This is a genomic window from Stackebrandtia albiflava, from assembly GCF_007994225.1.
In the GTDB taxonomy this organism is placed as follows: domain Bacteria; phylum Actinomycetota; class Actinomycetes; order Mycobacteriales; family Micromonosporaceae; genus Stackebrandtia; species Stackebrandtia albiflava.
This window is the reverse complement of record NZ_VLLL01000005.1, coordinates 1,215,693-1,231,951: the sequence shown is the minus strand read 5'-3', so window position 1 is coordinate 1,231,951 and position 16,259 is coordinate 1,215,693. Positions and strand designations below refer to the sequence as shown.

Annotated in this window: 17 protein-coding genes; 9 read left to right on the top strand and 8 right to left on the bottom strand. The window is 70.7% G+C overall.

Annotated features, from left to right (window positions below):
* The first annotated feature begins 2 nt into the window (after nt 1-2).
* The 3 genes from LX16_RS06485 to moaA all read left to right on the top strand — a co-directional run bounded on the left by LX16_RS06485 (nt 3) and on the right by moaA (nt 2,277).
* Nucleotides 3-356 (top strand): hypothetical protein, encoded by a 354-nt coding sequence (locus LX16_RS06485; RefSeq protein ID WP_147134561.1) that lies wholly within the window; start codon nt 3-5, stop codon nt 354-356.
* Nucleotides 357-595: 239 nt separating this feature from the next.
* Complete coding sequence (locus LX16_RS06480) at nt 596-1,126, top strand: ribonuclease FAU-1 family protein (RefSeq protein WP_147134558.1); 531 nt, start codon at nt 596-598, stop codon at nt 1,124-1,126.
* A gap of 113 nt (nt 1,127-1,239) precedes the next feature.
* On the top strand, nt 1,240-2,277 hold the full coding sequence (gene moaA, locus LX16_RS06475) for a GTP 3',8-cyclase MoaA (RefSeq protein ID WP_147134555.1): 1,038 nt from the start codon (nt 1,240-1,242) through the stop codon (nt 2,275-2,277).
* A 3-nt stretch (nt 2,278-2,280) separates the two neighbouring features.
* Here moaA and LX16_RS06470 read toward each other — a convergent pair whose 3' ends face one another.
* Both LX16_RS06470 and argS read right to left on the bottom strand, forming a co-directional pair.
* Nucleotides 2,281-2,754, bottom strand: coding sequence for a hypothetical protein (locus tag LX16_RS06470; protein ID WP_147134552.1), 474 nt, complete (start codon nt 2,752-2,754; stop codon nt 2,281-2,283).
* A gap of 193 nt (nt 2,755-2,947) precedes the next feature.
* A complete protein-coding gene (argS, locus tag LX16_RS06465; protein WP_147134549.1) occupies nt 2,948-4,693 on the bottom strand; it encodes an arginine--tRNA ligase in 1,746 nt (581 codons plus the stop codon).
* Nucleotides 4,694-4,963: 270 nt separating this feature from the next.
* On the opposite strand from argS, the gene LX16_RS06460 reads away from it, so the two are divergent.
* Together LX16_RS06460 and LX16_RS06455 are read left to right on the top strand one after the other, a co-directional pair.
* Entirely contained in the window at nt 4,964-6,541 is a 1,578-nt protein-coding gene (locus LX16_RS06460; protein ID WP_211354311.1) for a hypothetical protein, read from the top strand.
* Nucleotides 6,447-7,514 (top strand): ARPP-2 domain-containing protein, encoded by a 1,068-nt coding sequence (locus LX16_RS06455; protein ID WP_158645507.1) that lies wholly within the window; start codon nt 6,447-6,449, stop codon nt 7,512-7,514. The genes LX16_RS06460 and LX16_RS06455 overlap by 95 nt, the downstream gene beginning before the upstream one ends.
* Here the strand turns inward: LX16_RS06455 and LX16_RS06450 are convergent.
* The gene (locus LX16_RS06450; RefSeq protein WP_147134543.1) at nt 7,407-8,105 is read right to left on the bottom strand and encodes a hypothetical protein; all 699 of its coding nucleotides are present in this window, start codon (nt 8,103-8,105) and stop codon (nt 7,407-7,409) included. The genes LX16_RS06455 and LX16_RS06450 overlap by 108 nt on opposite strands.
* A 138-nt stretch (nt 8,106-8,243) precedes the next feature.
* Here LX16_RS06450 and LX16_RS06445 point away from each other — a divergent pair, with 138 nt between their 5' ends.
* Nucleotides 8,244-8,942: a methyltransferase domain-containing protein gene (locus LX16_RS06445; RefSeq protein ID WP_147134540.1), complete on the top strand. Its 699-nt coding sequence runs from the start codon at nt 8,244-8,246 to the stop codon at nt 8,940-8,942.
* 81 nt (nt 8,943-9,023) lie between these two features.
* On the opposite strand, the gene LX16_RS06440 is transcribed toward LX16_RS06445, so the two are convergent.
* Together LX16_RS06440 and LX16_RS06435 are read right to left on the bottom strand one after the other, a co-directional pair.
* Nucleotides 9,024-9,803, bottom strand: a complete 780-nt coding sequence (locus tag LX16_RS06440; protein WP_147134537.1) for an ABC transporter permease — start codon at nt 9,801-9,803, stop codon at nt 9,024-9,026.
* Nucleotides 9,800-10,702 (bottom strand): ATP-binding cassette domain-containing protein, encoded by a 903-nt coding sequence (locus LX16_RS06435; RefSeq protein WP_147134534.1) that lies wholly within the window; start codon nt 10,700-10,702, stop codon nt 9,800-9,802. Before LX16_RS06435 ends, LX16_RS06440 begins: the two co-directional genes overlap by 4 nt.
* A gap of 106 nt (nt 10,703-10,808) precedes the next feature.
* Between LX16_RS06435 and LX16_RS06430 the strand changes: the two genes are divergently transcribed.
* Nucleotides 10,809-11,618 (top strand): TetR/AcrR family transcriptional regulator, encoded by an 810-nt coding sequence (locus LX16_RS06430; protein WP_158645506.1) that lies wholly within the window; start codon nt 10,809-10,811, stop codon nt 11,616-11,618.
* Nucleotides 11,619-11,627: 9 nt separating this feature from the next.
* On the opposite strand, the gene LX16_RS06425 is transcribed toward LX16_RS06430, so the two are convergent.
* The 3 genes from LX16_RS06425 to LX16_RS06415 all read right to left on the bottom strand — a co-directional run bounded on the left by LX16_RS06425 (nt 11,628) and on the right by LX16_RS06415 (nt 13,715).
* Nucleotides 11,628-12,248 (bottom strand): riboflavin biosynthesis intermediates N-glycosidase, encoded by a 621-nt coding sequence (locus tag LX16_RS06425; protein ID WP_147134528.1) that lies wholly within the window; start codon nt 12,246-12,248, stop codon nt 11,628-11,630.
* Between the two features lie 128 nt (nt 12,249-12,376).
* On the bottom strand, nt 12,377-13,099 hold the full coding sequence (locus LX16_RS06420; RefSeq protein ID WP_147134525.1) for an alpha/beta fold hydrolase: 723 nt from the start codon (nt 13,097-13,099) through the stop codon (nt 12,377-12,379).
* Between the two features lie 139 nt (nt 13,100-13,238).
* On the bottom strand, nt 13,239-13,715 hold the full coding sequence (locus tag LX16_RS06415; RefSeq protein ID WP_147134522.1) for an SRPBCC family protein: 477 nt from the start codon (nt 13,713-13,715) through the stop codon (nt 13,239-13,241).
* Nucleotides 13,716-13,970: 255 nt separating this feature from the next.
* Here LX16_RS06415 and LX16_RS06410 point away from each other — a divergent pair, with 255 nt between their 5' ends.
* Both LX16_RS06410 and LX16_RS06405 read left to right on the top strand, forming a co-directional pair.
* Entirely contained in the window at nt 13,971-14,795 is an 825-nt protein-coding gene (locus tag LX16_RS06410; protein ID WP_147134519.1) for an SDR family oxidoreductase, read from the top strand.
* 248 nt (nt 14,796-15,043) lie between these two features.
* Nucleotides 15,044-16,243, top strand: a complete 1,200-nt coding sequence (locus LX16_RS06405; protein WP_147134516.1) for an acyl-CoA dehydrogenase family protein — start codon at nt 15,044-15,046, stop codon at nt 16,241-16,243.
* Nucleotides 16,244-16,259: the final 16 nt, after the last annotated feature.

Sequence of the window (16,259 nt, the reverse complement as noted above, 5' to 3'; positions counted from 1 at the left end):
CCATGCCCGGCACCACCACCCTGTGGCGTCCCACCGGACCGGCCGAACTCGACCTCGTCGCCGCCTCCGGATGGCGGGAGTGGCCACCCCGGCTCCCCGAACAGCCGATCTTCTACCCGGTTCTCAACGTCGACTACGCGATCAAGATCGCCCGCGACTGGAACGTCCCTCACTCCGGCGCCGGATTCGTCACCGAGTTCGACGTCGACACCGACTTCGTGTCCCGCTACCCGGTTCAGCAGGCCGGCGGCCGCGACATACTGGAACTCTGGGTCCCCGCCGAGGAGCTTCCCGAGTTCAACCGGCACATCGTCGGCACCATCCGGGTGACCCACACCTTCCCGGAGACGGCCTGACCGTTCGCCCGGACTTCACAGACGTGTCACCGGTCCGTCTACACGGAACCGCGACCCGGCGCACCGGTGTCGCTACCATCGAGTCCAGGCCGGCACGCCACCCCGTATGCCCTCCCGGCCGCCGCGGCCCCCCGGGACGACGCACACCGCACCCGGCGGGACGGGACGCCGCATCACCCCCGACCACGCCGTGCGGTCCCACCGACGGCCCGCCCGGCCGAAAGGACTCGAAGAGCAGTATGCAGTTGACCAGCCGACCACGCATCCACCCGCCACACCGCGAGGTGTGGCATGCCGACACCGGGACCATCCTCAACCGCGACGGTGACCGGCGTGACCTGGAGACGTACCGGGTCACCCCGTTCGGCATGTACGGCCGCCGGACCTTCCGGCGACCGGCGTCGCGCGCGGTCGGACAGCGTGCCTGGCTGCTGCCGGGACTGGGACTGCGGGTCATCTCCTGGATCGCGCGCCCGGGGGTGGTCGGACTGGAGGACTACTACATCGACATCGCGCGCACCCGCGTCGTGGGCGACCGGTACGAGATGACGGACTACTACCTCGACATCCGGGTGTACACCGGTCGACGGGCCGAGGTGATCGACCAGGACGAGTTCCTGCAGGCCGTCGCCGCGGGACTCGTCGACCAGGAGACCGCCGAGTGGGCGCTGTCCGTGGCTTTCGACGCCGCCGACGGCATCGCCCGCCACGGCTACCGGCTGGAGGAATGGCTCGCCCGCGACCACGGGATCGACCTGACCTGGCCCTGAGACCCCGCCGCGGCCGGACGGGAACGTCGGTGCCCTCTGTTAGCCTCGATCTCGGTCCAGTCCGGCGAAACGGTCATTCCGGGGCCGACCGCCGCCGTCGTACAGGAGCACCCATGACCGAGCCCGCCGTCCCGGCCCCACGGGACACACGCGGACGCCCCATGCGGTCCCTGCGGATCTCCGTCACCGACCGGTGCAACCTGCGCTGCCGGTACTGCATGCCCGAGGAGGAGTACGCCTGGCTCCCCAAGGCCGACATCCTCACCTTCGACGAACTGACCCGCCTCACCGACGCGTTCACGCGGGTGGGTGTCGACCGGGTCAGGCTGACCGGCGGTGAGCCGCTGCTGCGCCCCGGGCTCACCGAACTGGTGTCGGGGCTGGCCGCGCTGCCCGGCGTCGACGACCTGGCGATGACCACCAACGGCGTCCTGTTGACCGGGCACGCCGCCGCACTGCGGGCGGCCGGGTTGCACCGCGTCACCGTCAGCCTCGACACGCTCCGCCCGGCACGGTTCCGGCGACTGTCCCGCCGCGGATCCCACCTCGCCGTCCTCACCGGCGTCGACGCCGCCGCCGCCGAGTTCGGGACGTTGAAACTCGACACCGTGGTCATGAACGGGTTCAACTCGGACGAACTGGTCGACATGATCGAGTTCGGCCGCGACCGCTCCGCCGAGGTCAGGTTCATCGAGTACATGGACGTCGGCGGCGCCACCGCGTGGACCCCCGACCAGGTGTACTCCCGGCGGAACATCCTCTCGGACCTGTCCGCCCACTACGGACCGATCGTCCCGGAGGGCGGCCCCGACTCGGCACCGGCCGACCGGTTCAGGCTCCCCGATGGGACGGTGTTCGGCGTCATCTCGTCCACGACCCAACCCTTCTGCGGCGCCTGCGACCGCAGCCGCCTGACCGCCGACGGCATGTGGCTGCGCTGCCTCTACGCCCACACCGGCACCGACCTGCGCGGGCCGCTGCGCGACGGCGCCACCGCGGACGACCTGGCGTCCCTCCTGGCCACGGTGTGGCGGCGGCGAGACGACCAGGGCGCGGTGGACCGGTTGCGCACCGACGGGCGGCGGGTGTTCATCGGCGTGGAGAGCCTGCGACGCGACCCGCACCTGGAGATGCACACCCGCGGCGGCTGACGCTCACCGCGCGAACCGGCCGGTCCGCCAGTGGGACGACCGCACCGGCACCTCGGGCAGCCTCGGCATCGGACTCAACACCGCCACCAGGACGAACCCCTCCTCGGCGAACAGGTCGTCGTCGATGACCGCCTCACAGGTGCGCCCGTCGGAGGTGACGAGGGTCCACCCGGTGGCGCCTCCGGCGACAAGCGCGTGGGTTCCCAACTCCCGGCACAGCTCCTCGGCCAACCCGACACCGCTCAACCCGCCGATGTGCCTCGACAACGCGGGACCGGCCCGCAACAGGCAACCGAACCGGGGGTCCGGCGCCGGGGCCGGCGACAACAACACCGTCGGCGCCGGCCCCCCGTAGTCACCGAGCCCGGCCGATCCGCCGATGTAGATCCGCGACGGCTCGACCCGGTACCGGGTGGCGAGTACCTCGGCCAGCGCGGCCGCCGAGGTGCGACTGTCGAAGTTGATCTGGTAATCCATGGCCACCACTCCGGAATCGGCGGCCGGAATCCGGTGTGTCCGGACGCCCTCGCCCCGCCGTGCCTGACGTCGTCCCGCGGCGTCGCCCACCGGCACCGCCCTTCGGTCCGGTATCACGTTAGGACGGTGGTGGCGGCGGCTCGGTATCCATCCCGACACTGTTGTGTCCGATATCCGATACCGCCGTCCGGCGTCACATGCGTTCCAGCCGGGTGAGGCCGATGATGCGCATACCGTGCGACAACACCCGGCGGGTCGCCTCCACCAGCCGCAACCGCCGGTTCCGCACGACGGGTTCGGCCGTCGTCACCGGACACTCCTCGTAGAAGGTGGTGAACGACCGGGCCAGCCCGTACAGGTACCCGCACAACCTGTGCGGCTCGTACCGTCGCGCGCTCTCGGCCAGGACGGCGCGGTAGCCGTCCAGGTGCAGGATCAACGCCCGTTCGGCGTCGGCCACCGGCCCCCGGGGGTCGCAGTCGGCCGCCGGAACCCCGCCGGCGCGCCGTGACAGTGCCGCGATGCGGGCGTAGGCGTACTGGATGTACACGCCGGTGTCGCCCTGGAACGACACCATGCGGTCGACGTCGAACCGGTAGTCCCTGGTCCGGGACGTGGCGAGGTCGGCGTACTTGACCGCCGAGACGCCCACCGCCTCGGCGACCGCGTCCAGGTCACCCTCGGGCGGGGCGGGACGCTCCGCGAGCACCTGCCGGGCGCGCGCCACCGCGGTGTCCAACAGGTCGTGCAACGGCACGGTGTCGCCCGACCGGGTCTTGAAAGGCCTGCCCGCGTGGTCGAACACCGTCCCGAACGGGATGTGCACCGCCTCGACGTCGTCGGGCAGCCAACCCGCGCGGCGCGCCGCGGCGAACACCTGCGCGAAGTGCCGCGACTGCCGCTGGTCCACCACGTACAGCAGCCGGTGTGCCCCCAGCACCGCCACCCGGTGTCGCAACGCCGCGAGATCGGTCGCGGCGTAACCGAAACCGCCGTCGCGTTTGCGGACGATCAGCGGCACCGGCGTGCCCTCGGGATCGGTGAAGTCGTCGTCGAACACGCACCACGCGCCCCGGGACTCCACCGCCACACCGGCGTCCACGAGTTCGTCGACCAGGCCCGGAAGTACGGCGTTGTAACCGGACTCCCCCGCCACGTCCTCCGGGGTCAGGTCCACGCCGAGCCGGTGGAACTCCGCCTGGAAACCGGCCACCGACACCGACACGATCCGGCGCCACACCTCCAGGCTCTCGCGGTCGCCCGACTGCAACGCCACGACGCGGCCGCGGCACCGCTCGGCGAATCCCGGGTCGGCGTCGAACGCCGCTCGCGCCCGCCGGTACCGGTCCTCCAGGGCGTCGAGCGCGCCCGGCCCCGGCGGCAACGGGGCCGACTCCGGGTGCTCGGCGTGGTACTGCACGAGCATCCCGAACTGGGTTCCCCAGTCCCCCAGGTGGTTCTGGCGGATCACCACGTCACCGCGGTCGGCCAGCAGCCGGGCCAACGCGTCACCCAGCAGGGTCGCGCGCAGGTGGCCCACGTGCAGCCGTTTGGCGACGTTGGGGCCGGCGTAGTCCACGACGGTGACGGTCCCCGGCACCCGGTCCGGTGCCACCACGGAGTCCACGGCCAGGAACCGGTCGACCCGCCGCCACAGCGACTCCGCAGGCACCCGCACGTTCACGAAACCCGGCCCCGACACGTCCGCGCCGTCCCGAAGCGGGAGCGGCAAGGCCGCCACGATCCGCTCGGCGATCACCCGCGGTGGCGCCGACAACGCCGACGCCAGACCGAACGCGGCGTCTATCTGGAAGTCGGCACGTTCGCCTCGTCGCACCGGGACCGCCGGACGCTCCACGTCGGGGGCGACGCCCCGTATCGCCGCGAGCGCGGCGGTCTCGACGTCGTGTGCGAGGTCTGCGACAGGCGAGTGCTCCACTGTGCCTCTTCCATTGTGAGGTGACGAAGCCGACAGCGTATCCGCAGGCCGGTGGCGCCGTCGCGGGCTTTTCGGCGACCCCGCACCGAAAGAAACCACTGTGGACGATAGTTTCGGTGTGGCGGTACTTGACCGCGTGCCGTATCGTCCCCGGAGCCGGCCGCGGGACTTCGGTACGACTCCCGGAACCTGTCTTGAAACAGCACCTTCGCTGCTCGTGCCCCCATTCCCCGGCCGGCCCCCGACCACCACCGAACGTGAGCACACACCATGACCGACACCCTCGGCGACCTGGTGGCGTGTGACGACATCCTGATGTTCGCCAACGCCGCCGTCACGGCGACGGGCGCACGCGACTTCCACGACGACGCCGCCACCCGGGCCCTGTCACTAGACTTCCTGCACGAGTACATGCGGGTCAACTACCGTCGCCTCTACGCGGCCTCCCTCGCCCTGGACGTCAACGACCACAACGCCGGGCTCATGATCGCGGGCCTGCTCGCGACCCGGCCCGACGGCGAGGCGCACCCCGACGAGACCGCCCTGATCATGGCCGCGCTGCGACGGATGACCCCACCGCGGGTGTACCGGCTGTTCCGCCGGTTGCGGGGATCCCGGGTCAACAACCGCCGCACCCGCGCCGTCATCCGCGACTGGCTCGCCGGTCGCCCCCTGGCACTCGACGCCGTCAAGTACCGGACGGGCCTGAAGGTGGCGGTCCGGCACGCGCACCTGTCGTTGCCCGAGGAGCTCGCCCGGTTCCTGTTCGGTGACCACCGGCGCCCCTTCACCGATCCGCTGCTGAACGACTGGTGGCGCGCCCACTACGACCAGCGGGCGATCTACCGGCTGCCGTTCACCGTCGCCGAGGGGTTCGCCGCCAGGCACGGCATCCCACGCGACCGGTTCCTCGCCGGTATCGAGGACCGGCTCACCGGCCTGGAGCGGCTGCGACTGCGCGACACCCGCACGCGGCACGGCCTGTCCAACGCCGACCTCTCCCAGGCCCCGCTCCAACGGATCTGCGCATACGTGTTGTCACTGACGACGGCGCAACGCCGCGACCGCCGCGCGGAACTGTCCTCGGCACTGCGGACCGCCGCCGCGCGGATCGTCGCGGGCCGTCGACTGCCCGGTACCGTCGTGGCGGTACTGGACGACAGCTACTCCAGCCTCGGGTCGCCGCAACGCCGGAACCGTCCGTTGGCGGTCGCGCTGGCCGCCCACCACATCCTGGCGGCGTGGGCGGAGGACTACCGGGGACTGTGGCTGTCGAGGTCACGCGACCCACTGCTGGTCACGCCCCGAGGCGCCAGCGGCATCGGTGGACGCGTCATCGACGCACTGGAACTGCGCCCCGACCACCTGATCATCGTCTCCGACGGCTGGGACAACTCACCGCCCGGACTGGCGAAGGCCGTCCTGGGGGCATGGCGACGGCGCATCGACGTGGCACGACAGACCGCGGTGGTACACCTCAACCCCGGCTACGACCCACGCCGGTACGACGTGCGGCGGCTCGCCGACGGCGTCCCCACCATCGGTATCCGCGACGCCGCCGACATACCCGCGCTGGTCGAACTCGCCGGTTTCGCGGAGGGACGGCGCGGCATGGCGGAACTCCACGCGCACCTGGACCTGCGAGTGGCGCGACTCCTCGGGAGGGGACATGACGACCGATCGGCCGCGTTACCGCCGCCCCGGACCACACGACCTGACGGCCGCGCCCGGCCAGACCTGGGGCACCGTCCGCATGGTCCCGCTGCTGCGGGAGAAACCCGTTCCCCAGATCCGGCTGTACCATCGCGAACTCGCCGAACCCTGGGCCGGGGTCTGCTCCGGCGGTAACCTCTACCACTCGTTCGTCCCCCACGCCATGATCGTCGACACCGGCGAGGAGTTCGTGGAGGCCGCGTACGGCACCCGACTGAGCGTCCCCGGCAGCCGCGACCCCGAAAGGAGGATCCGCCTCCACCACCGGATGCACAAACGACTCGACGACGTGCGGTTCCGTTTCCTGCCCATGCACGTGGCGATGGAGGGATTCCTGCTGTTGCAGTTCGGCGGGCCGCCGGTCGCCTGGCAGGAGTGGTCACAACACGCACTCCACAGCGGAACCGCGCCCCGAACGGAGACCTGGCACCACGGATCGGGCATAGACGGACTCGACGAGGCGATGCGCCGGTTCGAGATCCACGACGGCCAGTGCGGCGTCGCCGTGTACATCGGCGACGCACTCGCGTCGGTCTTCGCGACACCGCACCCCGACGACTTCCGGGCCCTCTACCCGGCGCTGCTCGACGAGACCTACGGAGAACTCATCGCGCGGTACGCCGGGCACGGCGACGCCGTCTCCGACATGGAGGTGCGCTTCGACGAGTCCGCCATCCGCGACCTCGCCGACATCCGGCGGCAGGCCGCCGCGCACACCGAGTCCTGGCGGCGGTTCCACGACGACGTCATGACCGCCGACCTGTTCGCCGACCGTCACGTCCGGGAGATCCGCGCGGCCGGCGACTTCGTGTTGCGCCGATTCACCCCCACGTTCACGCAGACCGCCGAATGCCACATCGGTGAGGAGATCGTCGACTACGACACCGGACAGGTCGCCTACCTGAAGACGTTCCGGCTGTCGCAGACGCAGATCCGCCGGGGTCGGTTGCTCACGGTGCTGGGCGACTGCGGCTGGCGGCTTTCCGACGCCGCCGCGCGACTACGGGTGACGCCGGAGCAGTTCGGGATCCAGCTCGACCGGGCCGGATTCGGTCACCTGTTGAAGCGACACGTCCTCGACGGATTCCGGCATCGCGCCCGCCGTTGACATCCGTACCGCGTGCGCGTCACGACAGTCCGTACAGCAGTATCCGAAACGGACCCCGCCGTACACGGCGGTGAGAACCGAGTCCTCGGGGACGATCGCACCGCATGTCGGGTCGACGGACATGCCCTCGGGCGGCCGGCCGACCAGGCCGTCGCGGTCGGCCGCGTCACGGAAACCCGCCGACATCAGCTCCGCGAGCTCGGCCGAACCCACCGACCGGCCGTACACGCCCAACCCGCCCTCGGGGACACCGACCACCTGCACCCACGCCGCCGGCTCCCGCCGAATCCGGTCCGCCGACTCCGGGACCGCCGCCGCCAAGCCCTCGGTGACGCGCGCGATGAAGTGCCCCGTCACCTCCTTCCGCCACAGGCCCGGCACGGTCACCGTGACCGTGAAACCGAACGGCTCCTCCCCCTCACCGGCGAACCAACCGGGCACCTCCGAGACCAGTACCCGGGTCCACTCCCGGAAGGAGGCCACGGTGGGCGCCACCGCGTCGGACTCCGTCAACAACCGCGCCGCCACCTCACGCCCGATGCGGTCGAGTCGCTCGGGCCCGTACCGTCCCGCCGGGACTGCGATGTCCACCACTATCACCTTATTCTCCCTTCCACGCCGAACCGTCGACGCCGCCAATCGTGCGCTTTCCCCCGGCCGTCCGCATCCGGCCGGAGCGGTAACCGGCGACTACTCTCGACGGAGTACCCCGGGAAGCGAAGGACACACATGCCCGCGAAGGACCGACTCGTCGACGACCGGACGCTCGAGGCGTCGGCGGTGGTCGCGAACTGCGACATGAACCGGTTGCGGGGCCTCGACGGGTATCGGCGCGAACTCGGCCTCGACGTGGTCGCGACGCTCGTCGAGGCGGTACGGCGACACGGGACCGCCCACTGGCTGGACCTGTGCTGTGGTTCCGGGAACGCACTGACGGAGGCCCGTCGCGCACTCACCCGGTACGGCCTGGCGGACCGGGTGACGTTGACCGGCGTCGACCTGGTCGACCACTTCGACCCGGCGGCCCGCGCGGCGGCCGACCTCCACACCGCCTCGGTCACCACCTGGCCGACGCCGCCCGGCGCTCGGTACGACCTCATCACCTGCGTTCACGGCCTCCACTACGTCGGCGACAAACTGCTCGCGGTGACGCGGGCGGTCGCGACGCTGGCTCCCGACGGCCGGTTCGTCGCCCACCTCGCCGCCACGGCCCTGCGTTCCGCGACCGGAGGTCCGCTCACACGGCGGTTCCACCGGGCGCTGCGCGACCACGACGTGCAGTACCATCCCCGGGCACGGCGACTGTCGTGCACGGGACCGCGCGACATCGACTGGCGGCTCACCTACCTGGGCGCCGACGCCGACGCGGGCCCGAACCACACCGGACAACCCGCGGTCGACTCCTACTACCGGCCGGCCGGCGACTGAGCCGCCGGTACCCCGTCGGCACGGCCGGGGAAGGTCGAGCCCGCCGACGCGGGGCGTCCCACCGCCGGACCACGACTCCGATCAGTCCCGAGTGGAACGCCGCCACAGCAACGCGGAACCGACCACGGCGGCCACCAGGATGCCGACGCACCAGGCGACCGCCACCCAACCGTCGCCACCGACGTCACCGCCCGACAGCCAACCCCGCATCGCCTCGATGACCGGAGTCACCGGCTGGTGCCGCGCGACGGGCTGCAACCAACCCGGCATCGTCTCGATCGGCACGAACGCGCTTGAGGCGTACGGCAGGAACAGCATGAAGAAGCTCATGGACGCCGCCGCGTCCACCGTCTTGGTGAGCAGTCCGACCATGGCCGCCAACCACGACATCGCGAGCACGAACAGCACGACCACGCCCGCCACCGCGAGCCACTCCACCGGACCCGCCGCCGGCCGGAACCCGAGCACCACGGCCGTCACCACGACCAGCGCCGTGGACACCAGGTTCCGCAGCAGACTGGCGGCGACGTGACCGAACAGGACCGCCGAACCCGTCACCGTCATGGTGCGGAACCTGTCCACGATGCCCTCCGTCATGTCCTTCGTGACACTGATCGCGGTGGTCGAGGCGCCGTAACCGCTGCACAGCAGGATGATCCCCGGCACCACGTAGTCGACGTAGTCGACACCGCCGGTGTCGAGCGCCCCGCCGAACACCACGGTGAAGAGGACCAGGATCATCACGGGCAACACGACGCCGAGGACCAGCGAATCCCCGTTGCGCCACGCGTGCCGGACACTGCGGCCCACCATCACCATCGAATCCGACACCGGGCGTCGTCTCACGTACGCGGTCGTCATGCCGCGACCTCCTCTCGTGCGGCGGCAGCGGTGGGCCGACCGGTCAACTGCAGGAACACGTCGTCCATACTGGGTGGACGTACCGCGACCGACGTCACCCGCGCGTCCTGCGCGGCGAGGTCGGCGAGGATGGCCTGGAGGCCCGGTATGGTGCCGTCGGTGGGAACGCGGCGAAGGGTGCCGTCGGCGTAGCGCACCTCGACGAGATCGGCGCCGACGAGCCGCTTGAGTTCGGCGGGCGTGCCCTCGGCGATGATCCGGCCGTCGTTCAGGACCGCGACCCGGTCGGCCAACTGATCGGCCTCCTCCAGGTACTGGGTCGTCAACAGCACCGCCACGCCCTGTGCCGCCAGCTCCGTCACCGCCCGCCAGACCTCTCGGCGGCTGTGGGGGTCCAGGCCGGTCGTCGGTTCGTCGAGGAACAGCACGCGCGGCTTCGACAACACCCCGATCGCCAGATCGAGCCTGCGGCGCATGCCGCCCGAGTAGGAGCCCGCGCGCCGGTCCGCGGCCTCGGTCAATCCGAAGCGGGACAGCGAGTCCGCGACCCGCGAGGCGATCTCGCGGCCGGGCAGCCGGTGCAGCCGCGCCATCATCCGCAGGTTCTCGCGTCCGGTCAGCAACTCGTCCACGGCGGTGAACTGCCCGGTGAGGCTGATGACGGACCTGACGCCGTCGGGTTGCGCGACGACGTCGAACCCGGCTACCCGGACACGTCCGGCGTCGGGCCTGCGAAGTGTGCTGAGGATGCCGACGGTGGTGGTCTTCCCGCTGCCGTTCGGCCCGAGCAGGGCGAGAATCCGGCCGGCTTCGATGGAGAGGTCGACGCCGTCGAGCACCCGCAGACCTCGATAGGACTTGCGGAGACCGACGACTTCGACGATCGGGGTGAGGGTCATGGCGCTCCCGATTGGCATGATGAGTGATCACGACATGTGTGGAAAAACTGTGTGTGTAATATACACACAGTTTCTCCACTCGTGCAACCGCGACGAGAGGAGAGCGATGAGCACCGACGACGTCCCGACGGAACTCCCCCGTGAGGTGCTGGCCGCCTGGGGTGAACTCCCCGGCGGCAGCCGAGGCCCCCGCGCCGAACTCTCACTGGAGGCCATCACGGCCACCGCCGTGGAACTGGCCGACCGGGAGGGCCTGGCGGCGGTGTCGATGGGCCGGGTCGCCAAGGCACTCGGCTACACGACCATGTCGCTGTACCGGCACGTCGCCAACAAGGACGAACTGCTGCGACACATGCAGGACGCCGCCCTCGGCCCCGCGCCACGCCACCTCACCGAGGGCATGCAGTGGCGTGACGGCCTGACCGTGTGGACCCGCCAGATCCTCCTCGAACTCGGCCGGCATCCGTGGAGCATCGAGATCGCCTCGTCCATCTCCAGCGGACCACTCATGCCACGCAGCCTGGAGTGGACCGACTGGGGCGCCTCCCTGCTCACCGACGTCCCACTACCGCCCATCGAGAAGCTGAGCTGCCTCATGCTCCTCAACGGCTACGCGCGCAACGAAGTCGCCATGGGCGGCGGCAACCTGCGCGAGCAGCGGCGCCGCGGCACGGACACGATGCAGGAGGAACTGCTGTTCCAACGAGGATTCGAGCGCTTCGCGACCGCCGAGCGGCTACCGGCGCTCCACCGCCTGGTCGAGGACGGCCTCTTCCCCGCCGTCGACCCCGAGATGATCGCCGGTCCGGGCGACGAGCTGGAATACGTCATCGACCACGGTCTCCTCGACTTCGGGCTCCAACGCATCCTGGACGGCATCGAGGTCCACATCAGACGACACCTCGACGCCGACTGACCGGCGTCCTCACTCCGCCGCGAGTGCGGCGCGCACCCGCATGAGCACGAAGCCGAGCAGGTTGTCACCGCGCCATCGGGTCGGATCGGCGGCGGCGGGGTCGTCCGCGCTCAGGCCGATCCCCCACACGGTGTCCACCGGGCTCGCCTCGACCAGCACCCGGGCGCGGGTGGCGGCGAGGTAGGCGCGCATCCGCGGGTGCGCGGTGAACTTCGCGTGGTTGCCGGCGAACACCACCGACTCGCGGACCCGTTCCCACTCGCGCGGGTCGAACCCGGAGACCTGGCGGCCGAGCCGTTTGGCCTCGCCGGGGTGTGACGCGGAGAGCACGCGGTCGGCGGTGGCGTGGTCGCCGAAGACCACCGCCTTACGCCACATCATGTAGTGCTCGGCGGTGGGGAACCGGTGGCCCTCGGTGGTGAACTCCGCGGGCGACCACTGGCTCAGGCAGCGTCGGCCCACCTCGTGGTCCGCGCCGGAAGCGGCCCCCCAGAAGTGGACGAAACGGAACCGCTCCCCGGCACGCCACCGGCGGGCCAGCTCATGTCGGCCGTGGGGCGACTCGGTGATCGGTGCCGCTCCGGGGGCGCCGGCGCGCCCGGCGGCGAATGCCTCGGGTTCGATATACATTGGAAGTCCGTTCAGTGCAGGGTCCGCCCCGATTCCACCTCATGACCTTTCCGCTGTCACGCGATTTCCGGCGCGTTCCCCGTCGCGCCCCGTCACCCGGCCATCCGGACCGGCGGGGCCGGCCGGGACTACGCCCCACTACTCCGGGAGGCCGTCGCGACCCGGCGCACCAGCTCGGCGAACCCACCGGGCCGGGACATGTGCCACAGATGGGACTCGCCCGCCAGCACCACCAGACGCGCGTCCGGTATCCGTTCGGCGAGCAACCGCGCCGAACGGAGATTGAGCCGATCCCGTTCCCCGCACACCACGACGGTGTGGGCGGAGACCCGTTCCACCCCCGCGTCGAGGTCCGCCGCCGCCAGCTCCCGCAGAACCGCCGTCTGGACCCGCTTCCCGGCGGACCGGATGTCGGCCAGCAACGCGAACCCGTCCGTCTCCTCGGCGGGGGCGATCATGTTCACCGACGCCTTGGCCGTCCACTCCAGCGGCAGGACGCGGGTCACCGCCCGCTGCAGGGACAACGTCAACCGCGGTACCGACACCATCGCGCCGGACAGAAGCAGCCCGGCCACCCGTTCCGGAACGGTCACGGCGGCCCGCAACGCGACCGTCGCCCCCAGAGACGAACCCGCCAGCACCACCGGGCGGGTGGCCGCCCCGACGAGATGGCACACCTCGGCCACCGCCGCCTCCAGGGTGAAGGACTCGGTGCGGCCGCCGTGTCCGGGCAGGTCGGGGGTGACCACATGGAACCGATCCGCGAGCGCCGCACGTTCCGCACGCCACATGCGACGGCTGGAACCCATGGCGTGCAACAGGATCACCGTGGGATCCGCCGCCGTCGACATGCCACACCGCCTCCCTCGGCCGCTCCACGGGCCCCACCGAGCCTACCGACACGAGGGCGGAGCATCCGGGCGATGTGGCGAACGACGACGTCGTGGCCGGACACCGGTGAGACGGTGTCCGGCCACGACGCCCGTGTCATCAGATCGGCGGGGTCATGCCACCCGGTTCGACGCGGCCGCGCCACGCCCCGGTCTCGGCACCCCGTGATTCGATGAAGTCCTTGAACCGGTCGAGATCACCCTCGATCCGGCCACCGACGAGGCCGGTCGCCGCCCCCGCCTTCTCCGTGACCCCCTCCGGCGCGAAGGCCATCCGCAGGTTCACGCGGGTGCGCCATGCGTCCAACGGCTCGAAGGTCACCTCACCGGTGTGGTCCGGACCGTCGACGGCGTGCCACGAGACCTTCCGGTCCGGAAGCTGCTCGTCGATCTCCGCGTCGAACTCCCGCGTCACGCCCGCGATCTCGGTGGTCCAGTGCGTGCGGGTGTCGTTGATCTGGGTGACCGCCTCGACACCGGTCATGAAGTACGGGAACGACTCGAACTGCGTCCACTGGTTGTAGGCGGTGCTGACAGGTACGTCAACCTCGACCGACTTCTCGTATACCCGGTTCATCGCATACCTCCGTGCGGTTCGCCGTATGTGTCTGTTCCCGAACCGGCTACCCGGAAGACGGCGGAGGCCAAACCGGAACTTCGGCGGCCGACCGGATCGGGCGAATCGGCGTGGCGGCCCCCGCGCGTCGGTAACGTGAGGCCGTCCAGCCGATCCGGGCACCAACCGGCCCGCGCCACTTCCGGGCCGCCCCGGGCGGCGACCACACCGGTGGCCGCGGACGACTCCGGCGCCGGAAGCGGAAAGGAGACCGGCATGACCACGCCCGCACCACTCCCCCAGGACACCGTCGCCCCCCGGCACGCGATCGTGACCGGATCCGACTCCGGGATCGGCCGGGCCATCGCGGTGGCCTTCGCCGGGGGCGGCCTCGACGTCGGCGTCACTTACCACTCGGACCGGGAGGGCGCCGAGGCCACCGCCGACCTCGTGCGGGAACGCGGCGTCTCCGCCGTGGTGCGCCGCCTCGACCTGACCGGCCTGCCGGAGGCGGCCGACGTGATCGACGAGCTCGCCGACGAACTAGGCGGGGTGGACGTCCTGGTCAACTGCGCGGGAACCGGTAGCGGCGTCGCGGCGGTGGACATGGACTACGAGACGTGGTGCCGGGTCATGGACGTCGACCTCAACGGCGCCTTCCTCTGCGCACAGCGCGCCGCACGCCGGATGGTCTCGCACGGCAACGGGGGCCGCATCGTGAACGTCACCAGCGTCCACGAGCACGCCCCCAAGGTGGGTTACGCCCCGTACGCCGCCGCGAAGGCGGGGCTGGGTGGTCTGACCAAGGTGCTGGCGGTCGAACTGGCACCGCACGGCATCACCGTCAACGCGGTGGCACCCGGCGAGATCGCCACGCCGATGACGGGCCAGACCGACGAGGACCCGACCGAGTCACCGCGCCCGGGTATCCCCCTCGGCCGCCCAGGCCACGCCGCCGAGGTCGCGGCACTCGTGGCGTTCCTCGCGACGCCGGCGGCGTCCTACATCACCGGCGCCTCCATCCCGGTGGACGGCGGGATGCTCCTGATGGGGCCGCAGGGCGCACACGCCACGACGACGGACGACTGGCGGCGGCCCTGACGGGCGCCGAGACGGACCGTGACCAAACGCGCCATTCCGACTTATCCACTGATTGCGCACTTCACGGCATGATCATGCCGCCCGCGGTGATCTGGCACCTTGTCACGGCGTCACCGGATTGATACTCTGCCCCGCGAGTGAAGCTGATCCCTGCGAATGGGAAATGCACGTGCAGTCGTCCCACCCGACTCGCACATGCGCCGGCACCCCCACGTGTCGACACCCCACCCCTCGCAAGGAGTTACATCATGCACGGCTATGCAATGTCCGAGGCACACACTCGCCTGCGTGCTCGGGTTCGTGAGTTTGCGTTGTCTGAGGTGTGGCCTCGGGTGGCGGAGATGGAGGCGTCGCGGCGGGTTCATGGTGAGTTGTCGCGGTTGATCGCGCGGCAGGGTTGGATCGGTGCCACGATCGACGCCGAGTACGGCGGTATGGGTGCCGGGCACGTGGCCAAGACCATCATCATCGAGGAACTGTCGCGTGTGTCGGGCGCGATGGGTGCGATGGTGCAGGCGTCGCAGCTGGGGGTCGCCAAGATCATCCACTACGGCGACGACGAGCAACGCAAGACCTGGCTGCCGGCGATCGCCTCGGGCGACTGCCTGCCCACCATCGCCGTCACCGAACCACAGTCCGGTGGCCACGTCCTGGGCATGGAGACCACCGCCACCCGTGTCGGCGACGACTACGTCCTCAACGGCCGCAAGGTGTTCGTCGGCAACTCCCACGTCGGTGACCTCCACGGCGTCATCGCCCGCACCGGCCCCGGTTCCAAGGGCCTGACGGCGTTCCTCGTCGAATCCCACACCCCCGGATTCTCACTGGCCCCCCAACAGGACACCCTGGGCCTACACGGATTCTCCTTCGGTGAACTCGTCTTCGACAACGCCCGCATCCCCGCCGCCAACCGCCTGGGCGACGAAGGCGACGGACTCGCCGTGGCCTACTCCTCCTCCATCACCTACGGCCGCCCCAACCTCACCGCCGTAGCCCTCGGCATCCACCGCGCCCTGGTCGAAGACACCGCCCACTACACCCACAACCGGCACCTCTACGGGAAACCACTCCACGCCCTCGACAACATCAAGTTGAAACTCGGCGACATGGAATCCCGCCTCATGACCGCCACGATCCTGGCCTACCACGCCGTCCACGCACTCGACCAAGGACGCGCCTGCGACCCCGAACTCATGAACGCCAAACTCGTCGGCGTCGAAACCTGCCTCGACTCCGCACGCAACGCCATGGAAATCCACGCCGCCGCAGGCCTGTCCACCCAACACCACCGCATCGAACGCTACCTACGCGACGCCCACCACATCTTCGCCCCCGCGGGCACCAGCGACATCCAACGCCTCCGCCTCGCCGAAAACCGCCTCGGCACCAACAAACCCACCCAGTGGAGCGAACGCCACGCCGCGCACAATCTGGCGTTCGCCGGCTGAACCGCCGGGGCGCCGG